Origin of the sequence: Flexithrix dorotheae DSM 6795, assembly GCF_000379765.1 — a bacterium.
In the GTDB taxonomy this organism is placed as follows: Bacteria; Bacteroidota; Bacteroidia; order Cytophagales; family Flammeovirgaceae; genus Flexithrix; species Flexithrix dorotheae.
In genome coordinates this window covers 191,453-205,330 of sequence record NZ_KB903432.1, presented here as the reverse complement: position 1 = coordinate 205,330, position 13,878 = coordinate 191,453, and the positions used below count along the sequence as shown (strand labels likewise).

The window sequence follows — 13,878 nt, the reverse complement described above, 5'->3', positions numbered from 1 at the left end:
CCAGGTAGTCCAAAACCCTCATAAAATTCTTTAAAGGAATAAAAAAAACTAAAATATTTATTTAACTTCCCCAAACATTATTAACCTGGTTTAAATCTTTATTTTTCTAAAAATCAATAAGATACCATCTCATAAAATTTCATTAATTCCCTTAAAAATAATTATTATTCAGCATGAGATTATTTACCTTTTTTCTCTTTTTCATTTTTGCTTCATTTCAAATTACCGCTCAAACTGTGGAATTAAATCCTGAAAATCCGCACTATCTGAATTACAAGAATCAACCGGTAATTTTAATTACCTCAGCCGAACATTACGGAGCTGTGCTTAATCTGGATTTCGATTATGAAACTTACCTTAAAACCTTGGGAGATGAAGGCATGAACTATACCCGAATTTTTACCGGAGTATATGTGGAAGAACCCGGTGCTTTTAATATTAAAAACAATACCCTCGCCCCAAAACCAAACAGGGTCATTACCCCATGGAAAAGAAGTGGAACTCCGGGCTATGCCAATGGTGGGAATAAATTTGATTTGGACCAATGGGATGAGCAGTATTTCAACCGGCTAAAAGATTTTCTTAAAACTGCTGAAGCCAATAATGTGATTGTTGAAATCACTTTTTTTAGTTCAATTTATCGGGAATCAGGTTGGGAAATTTCTCCCCTTCATCCGGAAAATAATGTGAATGGAATTAACCACAAAGATTATAAAACTGTGCATACGCCTGATAATGGGAAAAAAGCTGATTATCAGCAGAAAATGGTGAGTAAAATTGTAAAGGAAGTAAATGAATTTGATAATATTTTCTTTGAAATTCAAAACGAACCCTGGTCCGATCAAAAAGCGACTGGTTATTATATCAATCCATTTGATAAAAAATCCGACCAGGACTGGAAAAGACGGGTAGATTTAGCCTCTGAAGCATCTTTGGAATGGCAAAAAAACATTGCTGCTGTAGTAAAAGAAACCGAATCCACCTTACCTAAAAAGCACATTATCGCTCAAAATTTCTGTAATTTTAAATATCCTCTAAAAGAAGTTGAGCCCAATATTTCCATAATAAATTTTCACTATGCCTGGCCTGATGCAGTAAATTGGAATTATGGATACAACAAAGTGTTGAGTTATGATGAATCAGGCTTTTCTGGTTCGGAAGATGATGTTTATAGAAAACAAGCCTGGAATTTTATCATGTCAGGCGGAGGTATTTTTAATAATCTGGATTATTCTTTTTTTGCGGGAAAGGAAGATGGTTCCATGGTAAATGAAGCCCCGGGAGGGGGAAGCAAAAATCTGCGGAAAGAGCTTAAAGTGCTTAAAGATTTTATAGGCAGTTTTGAATTTATTAGATTAAAACCTGATCATACTACTATTAAGTTTGCTCCGGGTGTCATTGCTAAAACTCTGTCGGAACCGGGAAAACAATATGCAATTTATCTGGAATTGGGGAATTCATGTGAACTTCAACTGGAGTTACCCAAGGGAAAATATTCCACAGACTGGGTAAATGTAACCTCAGGCGTAATCATAAAAAATGAAGTTCTTGAAAGTAGAGGAAAAGTAGTGAGGCTAAAAAGTCCGGAGTATGAAGGGGCAATTGCCTTAAGAATAAAAAAATAGGGTTAGGCACAAACCTAACCCCTTTATCTTTAGCTTTTTTCTTACCTAAAATTATAGCGATTCGAAATACATCAGCGTTTCCCTCAAAACCAATAAAGCATCTTCATCCCAGAAGGAAATATGGTTTTCAATGATTTCTTTGATGTTTTCTGAGATTAAAGCGGTGGAATCTTCTGATTCAACCTCAGGTTGAAACGCACCCACTTTAGTAAGCTCAGTATAAGTAACAAGTGAATTTACCTGAATTCTATGCTTTTGGAATATGCCATGCAAACGCTTTAGTGCGTATTCCGCTTCCCCCATTTCTTCCTCTTTTTGCACGAAAGTTCCAACTTCTTCAAGTAATTGATTCGCTAACCTTGTCAGATTTGTGTTTGTGGGAATTACCCTACTTTCTTGTTTTTCCTCATTAATCTCATCCAAATCCAAACTTTCCAGTTCCATTAGGTCTCTGAATTTCATAATATAATAATTAGTGTGCCTGTGTTTATTTTTGCTGTGTTTCAAAAAATATAACTACTATAGCCATATTTATTAAAGATAACTATAATAGCTAATTAATGTTATTCAAACTAATCAATTACTATTCCGGTATTTTATTCTGAGATTAAGGAATTTTGAAATTTGGGGAATTTATTGTGTTTTTAGTTGATTTAGTTTTGATTCCAGGTCTGAAACTATTTCCGGGTGGTCATTATAAAGGTTATTGGTTTCTGCAATATCTTCCTGCAAATTGTACAATTGTCCTTTGGGATCATCCGGATTATATGGGGGAAAAACCGGCTCAGTAAATCCACCTGAACCCATGCCTTCTATCATTTTCCAAACTCCATCACGAATGGCAAATTTTCCACCTCCCGAATGGTGTACCACTGGTGCCCGGTCTATACTGGTTGATTTTCCATTCAGTATTGGCCAAAGACTAAAACTATCTCTTGGACGGGAATTTGTATTATTTAACAAATCCTGACAAGTGGCAAAAAAGTCAGTAAGACATATTGTCTGGGCACTTTTGCTTCCAGCCTTTACTTTTCCAGGATATTTCACCATAAAAGGAATATGATGTCCACCATCATAAATATCTGCTTTCATTCCTCTGAAATTATAATTGGACCGGTGATCAAATTCTTCAATAAATTCAGGTTTCCAATAAGCTCCGTTATCACTGGTAAATACGATCATGGTATTTTCTTCTAAACCAGCTTCTTTTACTTTCGCCAATATCTGGCCCACCACATCATCTACCATATTTACAAAATCACCATATTGACCAGCCTGAGATTTTCCATTAAAAGATTCGGTGGGTACCCAGGGTGTATGTGGAGCATTTAAGGGTAAGTATAAAAAGAATGGGTTTTCCCCTTTTTTGTTTTCGTCTATAAAATCCACTGCCTTTTGAGTAAATGTGGGTAATACCTGATCGAACTCGAAAGAAGGAGCTTTTCTCCCTGGTCTCCAGAAAGCTCCGGTATATCCGGTATCCATGTCATTGCCTGCAGTACTGTCTGTGGGAGCTTCCACAGTTACGTTATTTTCCAGATAACAATAGGGCTGGAAATCCAGCGAGGCTGGCAAAATGTAGGAATAATCAAAACCGGCTCTCTTAGGCCCTCCTTTGGCTTCTTCGGAAAAAGCGATGGCATCCGCATCCTTAAAAGCAACCAGCTGCCTGGTAAATAATTCCCCCTTTTTCCCTTCGTGATAATTTCCATTTTTAAGTTTCCAGTCAATTCCCAAATGCCATTTCCCAATACAAGCGGTTTTATACCCCGATTTTTTTAAATATTTGGCAATCGTTTCCTGATCTTCCTCGATCAAAGAAGGACTATATCCTAATAGCACACCTTGTTTTATCCGGCTTCTCCAGGCATATTCTCCCGTTAAAACGCCATATCTGGTTGGCGTACAAACTGAAGAGTTGGAATGGGCATCCGTAAACACCATTCCCTCATTGGCTAACTGATCCATATTGGGTGTAGGAATTTTGGAATCTTTGTTTAGGGCACTCACATCTCCGTAACCCAAATCATCAGCCAGGATAAATATAATATTTGGTTTTGGAGTATTTTGTTGAGTAGTTTCTTTTTCATCTTTACAGGAGAATAATGTAAAAAATAAAAGAAGGAAAGGCAGCATTTTCATTTTCATCATTTTAGAGAGGTTTTTTTAAATTGTTAACAATTTTATTTTAAGAACACTTGCTGTAATTCATTGATTAAGAGCAAAATAATTCTTAAAAAGATACCAGCACAAATCACAAAATTATTATCTGCTTAAAATTATACAGGAATGTCAGAATAGGGAATTTTTAACCCTATTAATTTGCCTTGGTTAATTATTCAGGAGGGAAAGCACAAAAAAAGCCTGTCACTTTTCATGACAGACTCCTATGTTCATCAGATTTAGTTTTTCTTTAAACTAATGGGATTCAGCACTAATCATTATAGTGTGTTAAAATTAGTTTTTCCCAAACAGTAAATCTTTAAAACTTCAATATTAGATCATCACCTGTTCTGTGATTGCAGCCTCATATCTTCTTTCTACTTCCGGCCAGTTTACCACATCCCAAAAGGCATCCACATAATCTCCCCTCTTATTCTGATATTTTAAATAGTAGGCATGTTCCCAAAGGTCAAGACCTAAAATAGGTACACCTCTGAATTCAGCAACATCCATCACCGGATTATCCTGATTGGGAGTTGACCCAATTTTAAGCTGGTCATCATTTACGACCAGCCAAACCCAACCTGATCCAAATCTACTCATGGCCTCTTCCTTAAATTCATTTTTGAAGTTTTCAAAAGAACCAAAGGTATCATTAATCAAATTAGCAAAGTTTCCTCTTGGTTTTCCTCCACCATCAGGCGACATGATACTCCAAAATAGGGAGTGGTTATAATGGCCTCCCCCATTGTTTCTCACCGCATCTCCATATTTGGAAACATTACTCAGAATATCTACAAATGGACTGACCTCAATGGTTTTCCCTGCTAAGGCATTGTTAAATTTTTCAACATAACCTCTGTGGTGTTTTCCATAGTGTACGTCCATGGTATCCTGGTTAATGAAAGGTTCCAGACTATTCGTGGTATATTGAAGTTCCGGAAGTTCAAACAGTTTATTGGATAATTCTGTAGTTTGCATGGTTAATGTATGATTTAAATTAAAAAAATTGGTTTATTTTGATTTTGTCTGTAGTTTATACTTCCAAAAGCCGAAAAAACCTTACCATACCCATTTCATTAAACCGTAAAATCTAAAAAGACATTATATCTCCCTATCTCAGGTGAATATTGGTGTTCAAAAGGAAAAAGTGGATTAATGATGTAGAACATCAGCCTCATAAATGAGAATTGAATTCTACAATATTCCTTAAACTAATCTTTATTCTTTGCAATGTTTTCAACTTCCCTAATCAGGATTGGAAATGCTGGGTAAGTCATTCCATGTCCATATCCATCCATTTCATAGATTTTGATGTCCTCATGGCCGGCAACTTTCATCATTCGGTAGAAATACGCATTTTCTTCATACCTTCCGAGTAATTCCAATTCCCGATCCCCTGTAATTAATACAATAGGTGGAGCATCCTTTTTTACATGGTAAAGTGGTGCAAATTCGTCAATTATGGGCTGAGTTCCGGGAATTCCTCTTTCCTTACGAATGGTAAAATGGGTGATGGTATGTCCGCTGAAAGGAATTAAACCCGCGATATCATTGGCATCAATTCCATGCTTTTCCAAATATTTTTTATCCATACCTACCATGCTAGCCAGATAGCCTCCTGCAGAATGTCCTGAAACAAATATCAATTCCGAACTTCCTCCGTATTCCTTTATTTTTTTAAAAGCCCAGGCAATCGCAGCAGCTGCATCTTCTATATAAGCTGGAGATTTTACTTTTGGATTTAAGCGATAGTTCACCCCAATAATAGCGATTCCTTTTTCCTTCAGTGCATCTGGCAGTTCTTTTTCTCCAGCTGTAATTCCCCCTCCATGAAACCAGACAATTGTGGCAAAATCTGATTTATTGGTAGGGTAATAAAGGTCAAGTACACATCTTTCTTTTTTATAAGCATCGCCAGCAACTTCATCTGAAGTGTAATAAGGAATATTGGTTTTGGTTGCATATTCAGCTTCCTGCGCTAGGAGGTTCGAATAGGAAAGGAATAACAGACTAAAAAATATAAGTTGTTTCATTAGTTTTAGATTAGAGGACAGAAATTGAAACTTAGTTGTTAAGTTCGATAATAATTAATTTTCAGGATAATTATTCAAAATTTTAACTAAATCAAAATTGAATAATCTAAAATTAGTGATATTAGATATTGACGAGACATTGGTTCATTCAACAAGAAATCCTCCTCATGAGAACTGGGATTTTGAATTATTTGACTTTAAAGTTTATAAAAGACCATTTTTAAGTGATTTTCTGTTTTTTTTAAAAGATCATTTTAAAGTTGCTGTTTGGTCATCCGCTTCGGATGATTATGTAGAAGCAATTTCTAAAATTATCTTTCCATCAGATTATCCTTTGGAGTTTATTTGGGGAAGAGAAAAATGCACTTTCAAACTTGATTACTCAAAAGTGGATGATTCAGGCTATCTGGATTACTATGAGCATTACAACTATGTAAAACAACTCTCCAAAGTCAAAAAACAATTCAAAATTCCTCTTGAAACAATTTTGATTATTGATGACTCTCCACATAAATGTATTCAAAACTATGGAAATGCCATTTATCCAATTCCGTTTGAAGGATATAAGAATGATAAAGAATTATTATTACTTCAAAAATATTTATTGAAGTTTAAGGCTGTGAGTAATGTTCGGAATATTGAAAAAAGGTTTTGGCGATCTGAAATTTAAATCATTTTTCCTATTTTTTGGCTAATGGTAATAATTACCTACTCTTAAAACCATTGGAGAGTTTAGTGCCTCCTCAACCCTAGCTTTACCCCAAAATTCGCTGATTATTTCAATTTGTTCTGAATTAGGTTGAATAAGTTTTTTGTTTTCATCATAAATTCTAATCCATAGCAATTTCCCTATCATATAATCAGTAAGTCTATAACTTTCTCCCGAACAGCCACATTCTTCATAAACCATTTTCCCTTCATATTGAGGGAGATCTTTTAATAATTGTGTGATACCTTCAAAATTTCGATTCATCAATATTTTAAAAGCGAATCCGTTTAAATTTCCATCTTCTAAATCCATCATTTTTAACAACTCATCCTCTTCAGCATAATCGTTTAACCATAAATACCTATCCCATTGAGACGGTTGTTCAGCTCCATCCCCAACCCCACTACAAGTAATTCCATCATAGTATTTCATCACTCTTAAGGTATCCCAAACTTCCGTTCTAAACCCTTCTTTAGGTAAAAACCAAGATGAATTAATGGTATTAATAGAATTAAAAATCCAGCACAAAATCACCAATATAAAGGTGGAGAAAATTGAAAGTTGGTTAAATAAAACGTGGTATTTTTTTCTTTTGGATTGTGTACCTTTTTGTCTTTTTTTTTTCCTCATTTAACTTTTTAAATTACTATAGCCTCTTTTTGTATAATTGGCTAAAGTAGAAAAGATACAATCCAGGCAGTATCACTTTTACTTCCTCCAATCCTGTGATTTACCAATATTAACACTATATTTGTATCGAATGCTTTGGGGGTGTTTCACCTAATTTGGGCGAAACTGAGAGCTTACCCTTTGAACCTGATGTAGTTAGCACTACCGTAGGGAAAAGTAATATGAAATACAATTCGTTTGCTCGCTCTCCTAAAGTTTTTATTCATTTAATTTTTTTTCAAATCTAATTTTATTTGGATTTTGAGGAATGCATCTTTTATGAATTAAATATGAAAGTTTTTGTAAACAATGAATCTGTTAACCTTGATGGACATCCGATTTTGGAAAATCTGATTAAACAATTGGATTTACCCTTAAAAGGAACCGCCATTGCCATCAACAATGAAGTGATTCCCAAAAATAACTGGAACACTCAGCAGCTTCATGAAAACGACCAGTTGCTAGTCATTACTGCCACTCAGGGCGGTTGACGATCTGGTCTGTTTAACCTTATTTTAATTTGCCAAAACTATTTTCCGGCTAAAAACCAGGATAGCAAAGGCATTTCAACTTTTTATAAATTTTGATCAAAACTACTATGCGTAAAGACAGAATTCCATCCCAAAGCGTCATCACCAGAACCCCTTTTCCTGCCTCAAGAAAGGTTTATGTAAAAGGAAAAATTCACAATATTGAAGTGGCTATGAGGGAAATTTCCCTTGAAGACACTGTCCATAAATTTAATGGCAGTGCCGGAAAAGTAGAGAAAAATGCTCCAATCACCGTGTATGATACCAGTGGACCATACACCGATGAAAATGTGGAAATTGATGTAAAAAAAGGCTTGAGAAAACTAAGAGAGCAGTGGATTCTGGATAGAGGAGATGTAGAGCAATTGCCTGAAATTACCTCAAAATATGGCCAGGAAAGACTAAACGATCCCAAACTGGACCACCTGAGGTTTGAACATTTGAAAAAGCCTTTGAGAGCAAAACCAGGCATGAATGTTTCCCAAATGCATTATGCAAAAAAGGGAATCATTACCCCTGAAATGGAATACATTGCCATTAGGGAAAACCAAAAAATTGAAGAAGCCAACAAGGAACTGGCCAAACAACATCCGGGAGAAAGCTTTGGAGCCAATACACCAAAAGGAAAAATCACTCCTGAATTTGTAAGGGATGAAGTAGCAGCCGGAAGGGCAATTATTCCAAGTAATATCAACCACCCGGAATCTGAGCCGATGATTATTGGCCGAAACTTTTTGGTGAAGATCAATGCCAATATCGGAAACTCTGCTACTACTTCAAGTATTGAAGAAGAAGTAGAAAAAGCAGTATGGGCCTGCAGGTGGGGTGCCGATAATATCATGGATTTATCTACAGGAAAAAATATCCATGAAACCCGGGAATGGATTATCAGAAATTCTCCGGTGCCTATTGGAACAGTTCCAATTTATCAGGCTTTGGAAAAAGTAAATGGTAAAGCGGAAGACTTAACCTGGGAAATTTTTAAAGATACTTTAATTGAGCAGGCTGAGCAGGGAGTGGATTATTTTACTATCCATGCCGGAGTCCTTTTAAGATATGTTCCTCTAACTGCAAACAGAGTTACCGGAATTGTTTCAAGAGGTGGTTCAATTATGGCCAAATGGTGCCTGGCCCATCATAAGGAGAGTTTCCTATACACTCACTTTGAGGAAATTTGCGAAATTATGAAAGCCTATGATGTAGCATTCTCATTAGGTGATGGTTTGAGACCTGGTTCTCTGGCTGATGCCAATGATGCCGCTCAATTCGCAGAATTGGAAACATTGGGAGAATTGACAAAAATTGCCTGGAAACACGATGTACAGACTATGATTGAAGGCCCTGGTCACGTGCCAATGCACATGATTAAGGAAAACATGGACAAACAATTGAAAGAATGTCAGGAGGCTCCTTTCTATACTTTAGGCCCATTGACTACGGATATCGCTCCAGGTTATGATCATATTACTTCGGGTATTGGAGCTGCTATGATTGGCTGGTTTGGTACTGCCATGTTGTGTTATGTTACTCCAAAGGAACACTTAGGTTTGCCTAACAAAAAAGACGTAAAAGACGGGGTAATTACTTATAAAATTGCCGCCCACGCTGCAGATTTAGCCAAAGGCCATCCGGGCGCACAATACAGGGATAATGTATTGAGTAAAGCAAGATTTGAATTCCGTTGGAATGACCAGTTCAACTTGTCACTCGATCCGGATACAGCCAGGGAATACCATGATGAAACACTTCCCGCTGAAGGTGCTAAAGTAGCGCATTTCTGTTCTATGTGTGGACCGAATTTCTGTTCTATGAAAATTACTCAGGATGTGCGTGATTATGCCGAAGAGCAAGGAATTTCAGCTGAAAAGGCATTGGAAGAAGGAATGAATAAGAAATCTGAAGAATTTGTAGAAAAAGGGAGTCAGATTTATTCTTAATAATTAAGGGTTAGGCTATTTTTCACTAGCGAGGAAATTAATTCCTTCGCTAGTGAAAAATCAAAAAAGCATGGCTTTAGTATCAAGCGAAGCGATTACTTAAGCCTTTTAATTAAAGGAAAGTTTGCAACTTTCCGAAGACTGGCGGTGAAAGAATGGTTCAAAAGCAGATAATTAAAATTGAGCATAATTCAAAATGACATTTGTGATATTTTTTCAATCTTACATGACGCAAGGATTGTTGATTGTAAAGGTGATTTTAATAAATTAACCTTGACCATTCAATGCAATTTTTTGGCAGAATTGATAAATCCTGATTTTGAAAACTTCTATATTGATTTAATTGGAATAAATAAATTAGAATTTGATCCGTGGATGAATCCAATTGATTTAGAGAAGATTGATTTTAATAGCTATGATGAATACTTAAAGGTGGGTTTAGAAATTTTATCCGCTGAGTTAAAAGATAATTTCGTCTTAATAACTTGCAACCAACATGATCTCAATTTGGATTATTGTGGAGGGAGATTAATGATTTCAGCGAATGACTTTGATTTGTTTGATCATATTAAAACCCAGATGACAATTAAACAGCTTGATTCTATTTGTCAAACCTATTGGGATAAAACGAAAAAGCAGCTGGATAAGAAGAAATAAAACTTTTAGCAAATATTAAAGTGCATAATGTTCAAAAAATATCGCTATGCATGATATTTAATTTAGATTCAAAAATTATGGATAATGTACTTTCTATTGCCGGATTTGATCCCTGTGGAGGAGCCGGATTATTGGCAGACATCAAAACTTTCGAAGCCCATAAGGTTGGAGGTTTTGGGGTATGTACAGCATTAACTTTCCAAAATGAATCTGAACTTGAAGGGGTTGATTGGGTAGATATGGATAAAGTGGAAAAACAGATTGGTGTTTTGGCCAGGCAGCATCAGTTTCCTGTGGTTAAAATTGGGCTGATCCAGTTTACAAACATGGAAAAATTGATTTCCCTGATCAATAAGTATCAGCCAGGAGCTAAAATCATCTGGGACCCAATTATTAAAGCCAGTGCAGGATTTGATTTCCAGAATGGTGTTTCCCATAAAGAAGTATTTGAAATATGTAAATCTGTATTTCTGTTCACTCCCAATTGGAAGGAAATGGAATTGATTTCAGCAGGACAAGCAACAATAGATGCCACCGAAATGTTTTCTTTAGCCTGTAAAGTGTATTTAAAAGGAGGACATAATCCGGAAAATAAAGGGCTGGATTTCTTGGTGGAGGAAGGAAAACTAACTCAGTTTCCAGCCGAAAAAGTAGATGTCCCTGAAAAGCATGGCTCGGGTTGTGTGTTATCAGCTGCCATAGCCTCCAATCTGGCAAAAGGAATGGATTTAATCGCTGCCTGTACAAAGGCCAAGACTTATACCTTACATTATATGGAAAGTGATGAAGGTTTATTGGGCTGGCATCAATCAAATAATTAATATGGTCGCAAAACTTCATTATATCACAGATACCATTTCGGGAAAATCTCATGCTGTATTGGCTGAACAGGCTTGTAAAGGAGGAGCAGACTGGGTGCAACTCCGGGTAAAAAATCAGCCTGAAGAAATTATAGAGAAATGGGCTTTGGAAACTCAGGAAGTTTGTAAAAAGTACAAAGCCAGACTCATTATAAATGATCATGTAGCTATTGCCAAAAAAATTGGTGCGGATGGTGTTCATTTGGGAAAAACAGATGAAAACCCGGAAAAAGCCAGATTGTTTTTAGGGAATGATATGATTATTGGAGGCACTGCCAATACCCTGGAAGACATTGAAAAACTAGCGAGATTCAAGGTAGATTATATCGGACTTGGTCCTTTTAGATTTACCAAAACAAAGGAAAATCTCAGTCCTATTTTAGGATTGGAAGGGTTTAAGGAAATAACCAATCAATGTAAATCTTTGGGAATTGATATTCCCATAATTGCCATTGGAGGTATAAAACCAGATGACATCAAAAGTCTTTTGGGAACTGGTGTACATGGTGTAGCGGTTTCCTCTGTAATTAATTTGTCAGAAAATCCCGTTGCCACTACCCAGGAATTAACAAAAAAATTAATTTGAAATGCTAACAATTGCAGATAAAAATTTTAACTCCAGGTTATTCACCGGAACCGGGAAATTTAGTTCAAACGTCCTAATGGAAGAAGCTTTAATTGCCTCAGGAAGTGAACTCGTTACGGTTGCCCTGAAAAGGGTGGATATTCAAAATAAGGAAGATAATATGTTGAATCATGTTACTCATCCTCAATTCAATTTATTGCCCAATACTTCCGGAGTAAGAACAGCTAGAGAAGCAGTTTTTGCCGCTGAGCTTGCCAGAGAAGCATTGAATACCAATTGGGTAAAACTGGAAATTCATCCGGACCCAAAATACTTAATGCCCGATCCGATTGAAACACTTCAGGCCACTGAAGAACTGGCTAAAAAAGGTTTTATAGTTTTACCTTATATCCATGCCGATCCTGTTTTATGTAAAAGACTGGAAGAAGCAGGAGCTGCTGCCGTCATGCCTTTGGGTGCTCCTATTGGCAGTAACAAGGGGCTCAAAACCCTTGATTTTCTTGAAATTATAATAGAGCAAAGTAATTTGCCTGTGGTAGTTGACGCGGGAATTGGTGCGCCATCACATGCTGCTTATGCTATGGAAATTGGAGCCGATGCCGTTTTGGTGAACACCGCAATAGCTGTTTCCCCAAATCCGGTTCAAATGGCAAAAGCCTTTAAATTGGCAGTGGAATCCGGCAGAATGGCCTATGAGGCCAGACTGGCAAAGCAAACCAAACACGCTGAAGCGAGTAGCCCTTTTACGGCTTTTTTGGATTAGAAAATAGGGATTTGGGATTGGTAATTAGGATTAGAATCCAATTTCTAAGATTTCATGCTAGATACAAACAGGGTTTTATTTATAAAGACACTTGATGATAAATTAACAAATGAAGGATTTTCGGGATATTTTTGATCAACATAACTGGGACGATGTAAAGGCCAGCATTTATGACAAAACCGCTGTGGATGTTGAAATTGCCTTGCATAAAAATGGCAACAGGGATTTAGAAGATTTCAAAGCTTTAATTTCCCCGGCTGCAGCTCCTTACCTGGAAGATATGGCCAGATTGAGCCACCAGCTCACTCAAAAAAGGTTTGGAAAAACTATCCAAATGTATGTCCCCATGTACCTTTCCAATGAGTGCCAGAATATTTGTACTTATTGTGGGTTTAGTCTGGATAATAAAATCAGAAGGACGACACTGACCGATACACAGATTCTTAGAGAAGTTGAAGTGATCAAAAAAATGGGATATGACCATATCCTGCTTGTAACTGGTGAAGCAAATAAAACTGTTGGTGTAGATTATCTCAAACATGCTATTGAACTTATTAGGCCTCATTTCTCCCACATCTCCATGGAAGTGCAGCCACTAGACCAACCGGACTATGAAACTTTAATTCCTTCTGGTTTGAATACCGTATTGGTTTATCAGGAAACTTACCATCAGGAAGATTATAAAAAACACCATCCGAAAGGGAAGAAATCCAATTTTTATTATCGACTTGAAACACCTGACAGGTTGGGAAGAGCAGGCATCCATAAAATTGGATTAGGTGTTTTAATTGGACTGGAAGACTGGAGAACCGACTGTTTTTTCACCGCCTTACATCTCGATTATCTGGAAAGAAATTACTGGCAGACCAAATATTCCATTAGTTTTCCAAGGTTGCGTCCCTTCTCAGGAGGCTTACCTCCAAAAGTGGAAATGAATGACCGGGAATTAGTTCAGTTAATTTGTGCCTATAGAATTTTTGATGAAGAAGTAGAATTATCGCTTTCCACCAGAGAAACCGAAAAATTCAGAAATAATGTGATAAAACTGGGCATCACTTCTATTAGTGCTGGCTCTAAAACAAATCCAGGTGGATATTCTGTGGAACAGGAATCGCTGGAACAATTTGAAATTTCCGATGAAAGAAGCCCGGAGGAAATTGCCCAAATGATTCGAAATCAGGGCTATGAAGTGGTTTGGAAAGACTGGGATTTGGCTTATGATAAATTTGAACGGGCGATTTAATGTTTGACAACTAAAAAATGGAACATAAAATTCCTTGGTTAACAATTCTTCGGATTGTCTGTGTAATTTTAATTTTTATTGCCCTATTAAATACTATTTA

At 36.6% G+C, this 13,878-nt stretch carries 14 protein-coding genes and 1 riboswitch; of the genes, 9 read left to right on the top strand and 5 right to left on the bottom strand.

Annotated features, from left to right (window positions below; genetic code table 11):
- Positions 1-173 precede the first annotated feature (173 nt).
- On the top strand, positions 174-1,625 hold the full coding sequence (locus A3EM_RS0108125) for a hypothetical protein (protein WP_020527697.1): 1,452 nt from the start codon (positions 174-176) through the stop codon (positions 1,623-1,625).
- 51 nt (positions 1,626-1,676) lie between these two features.
- On the opposite strand, the gene A3EM_RS0108120 is transcribed toward A3EM_RS0108125, so the two are convergent.
- From A3EM_RS0108120 to A3EM_RS0108105, 4 genes are all read right to left on the bottom strand, one after another.
- Complete coding sequence (locus A3EM_RS0108120; protein ID WP_020527696.1) at positions 1,677-2,087, bottom strand: hypothetical protein; 411 nt, start codon at positions 2,085-2,087, stop codon at positions 1,677-1,679.
- A gap of 171 nt (positions 2,088-2,258) precedes the next feature.
- Positions 2,259-3,776, bottom strand: a complete 1,518-nt coding sequence (locus A3EM_RS0108115; protein WP_245576491.1) for a sulfatase family protein — start codon at positions 3,774-3,776, stop codon at positions 2,259-2,261.
- 345 nt (positions 3,777-4,121) lie between these two features.
- Complete coding sequence (locus A3EM_RS0108110; protein WP_020527694.1) at positions 4,122-4,769, bottom strand: superoxide dismutase; 648 nt, start codon at positions 4,767-4,769, stop codon at positions 4,122-4,124.
- Positions 4,770-5,002: 233 nt separating this feature from the next.
- On the bottom strand, positions 5,003-5,824 hold the full coding sequence (locus A3EM_RS0108105) for an alpha/beta hydrolase (RefSeq protein WP_020527693.1): 822 nt from the start codon (positions 5,822-5,824) through the stop codon (positions 5,003-5,005).
- A 97-nt stretch (positions 5,825-5,921) separates the two neighbouring features.
- On the opposite strand from A3EM_RS0108105, the gene A3EM_RS0108100 reads away from it, so the two are divergent.
- The gene (locus tag A3EM_RS0108100; protein WP_020527692.1) at positions 5,922-6,494 is read left to right on the top strand and encodes an HAD family hydrolase; all 573 of its coding nucleotides are present in this window, start codon (positions 5,922-5,924) and stop codon (positions 6,492-6,494) included.
- Positions 6,495-6,515: 21 nt separating this feature from the next.
- On the opposite strand, the gene A3EM_RS0108095 is transcribed toward A3EM_RS0108100, so the two are convergent.
- Entirely contained in the window at positions 6,516-7,163 is a 648-nt protein-coding gene (locus A3EM_RS0108095) for a hypothetical protein (protein WP_020527691.1), read from the bottom strand.
- A 127-nt stretch (positions 7,164-7,290) separates the two neighbouring features.
- Positions 7,291-7,393, top strand: a riboswitch (TPP riboswitch).
- 99 nt (positions 7,394-7,492) lie between these two features.
- On the opposite strand from A3EM_RS0108095, the gene thiS reads away from it, so the two are divergent.
- The 7 genes from thiS to thiH all read left to right on the top strand — a co-directional run bounded on the left by thiS (position 7,493) and on the right by thiH (position 13,778).
- Positions 7,493-7,693 carry a sulfur carrier protein ThiS gene (gene thiS, locus A3EM_RS0108090; protein ID WP_026210175.1) on the top strand — a complete coding sequence of 67 codons (201 nt, stop codon included), beginning with the start codon at positions 7,493-7,495 and terminating at the stop codon, positions 7,691-7,693.
- Positions 7,694-7,800: 107 nt separating this feature from the next.
- Complete coding sequence (gene thiC / locus A3EM_RS0108085) at positions 7,801-9,669, top strand: phosphomethylpyrimidine synthase ThiC (RefSeq protein WP_020527689.1); 1,869 nt, start codon at positions 7,801-7,803, stop codon at positions 9,667-9,669.
- A 180-nt stretch (positions 9,670-9,849) separates the two neighbouring features.
- On the top strand, positions 9,850-10,326 hold the full coding sequence (locus A3EM_RS0108080) for a hypothetical protein (protein ID WP_157637786.1): 477 nt from the start codon (positions 9,850-9,852) through the stop codon (positions 10,324-10,326).
- Positions 10,327-10,376: 50 nt separating this feature from the next.
- Positions 10,377-11,147 (top strand): hydroxymethylpyrimidine/phosphomethylpyrimidine kinase, encoded by a 771-nt coding sequence (locus A3EM_RS0108075; RefSeq protein WP_020527687.1) that lies wholly within the window; start codon positions 10,377-10,379, stop codon positions 11,145-11,147.
- Between the two features lies 1 nt (position 11,148).
- Positions 11,149-11,772, top strand: coding sequence for a thiamine phosphate synthase (locus tag A3EM_RS0108070; RefSeq protein ID WP_044237806.1), 624 nt, complete (start codon positions 11,149-11,151; stop codon positions 11,770-11,772).
- Position 11,773: 1 nt separating this feature from the next.
- Complete coding sequence (locus A3EM_RS0108065; RefSeq protein WP_020527685.1) at positions 11,774-12,535, top strand: thiazole synthase; 762 nt, start codon at positions 11,774-11,776, stop codon at positions 12,533-12,535.
- A gap of 109 nt (positions 12,536-12,644) precedes the next feature.
- On the top strand, positions 12,645-13,778 hold the full coding sequence (thiH, locus tag A3EM_RS0108060; protein WP_020527684.1) for a 2-iminoacetate synthase ThiH: 1,134 nt from the start codon (positions 12,645-12,647) through the stop codon (positions 13,776-13,778).
- The last annotated feature ends 100 nt before the right edge of the window (positions 13,779-13,878 follow it).

Bases quoted from the DNA above. Each gene is read 5' to 3' on its own strand.
- A3EM_RS0108125 (WP_020527697.1), top strand. From the start codon at position 174: ATGAGATTATTTACCTTTTTTCTCTTTTTCATTTTTGCTTCATTTCAA.
- A3EM_RS0108120 (WP_020527696.1), bottom strand. From the start codon at position 2,087: ATGAAATTCAGAGACCTAATGGAACTGGAAAGTTTGGATTTGGATGAG.
- A3EM_RS0108115 (WP_245576491.1), bottom strand. From the start codon at position 3,776: ATGATGAAAATGAAAATGCTGCCTTTCCTTCTTTTATTTTTTACATTA.
- A3EM_RS0108110 (WP_020527694.1), bottom strand. From the start codon at position 4,769: ATGCAAACTACAGAATTATCCAATAAACTGTTTGAACTTCCGGAACTT.
- A3EM_RS0108105 (WP_020527693.1), bottom strand. From the start codon at position 5,824: ATGAAACAACTTATATTTTTTAGTCTGTTATTCCTTTCCTATTCGAAC.
- A3EM_RS0108095 (WP_020527691.1), bottom strand. From the start codon at position 7,163: ATGAGGAAAAAAAAAAGACAAAAAGGTACACAATCCAAAAGAAAAAAA.
- thiS (WP_026210175.1), top strand. From the start codon at position 7,493: ATGAAAGTTTTTGTAAACAATGAATCTGTTAACCTTGATGGACATCCG.
- thiC (WP_020527689.1), top strand. From the start codon at position 7,801: ATGCGTAAAGACAGAATTCCATCCCAAAGCGTCATCACCAGAACCCCT.
- A3EM_RS0108075 (WP_020527687.1), top strand. From the start codon at position 10,377: ATGATATTTAATTTAGATTCAAAAATTATGGATAATGTACTTTCTATT.
- A3EM_RS0108070 (WP_044237806.1), top strand. From the start codon at position 11,149: ATGGTCGCAAAACTTCATTATATCACAGATACCATTTCGGGAAAATCT.
- A3EM_RS0108065 (WP_020527685.1), top strand. From the start codon at position 11,774: ATGCTAACAATTGCAGATAAAAATTTTAACTCCAGGTTATTCACCGGA.
- thiH (WP_020527684.1), top strand. From the start codon at position 12,645: ATGAAGGATTTTCGGGATATTTTTGATCAACATAACTGGGACGATGTA.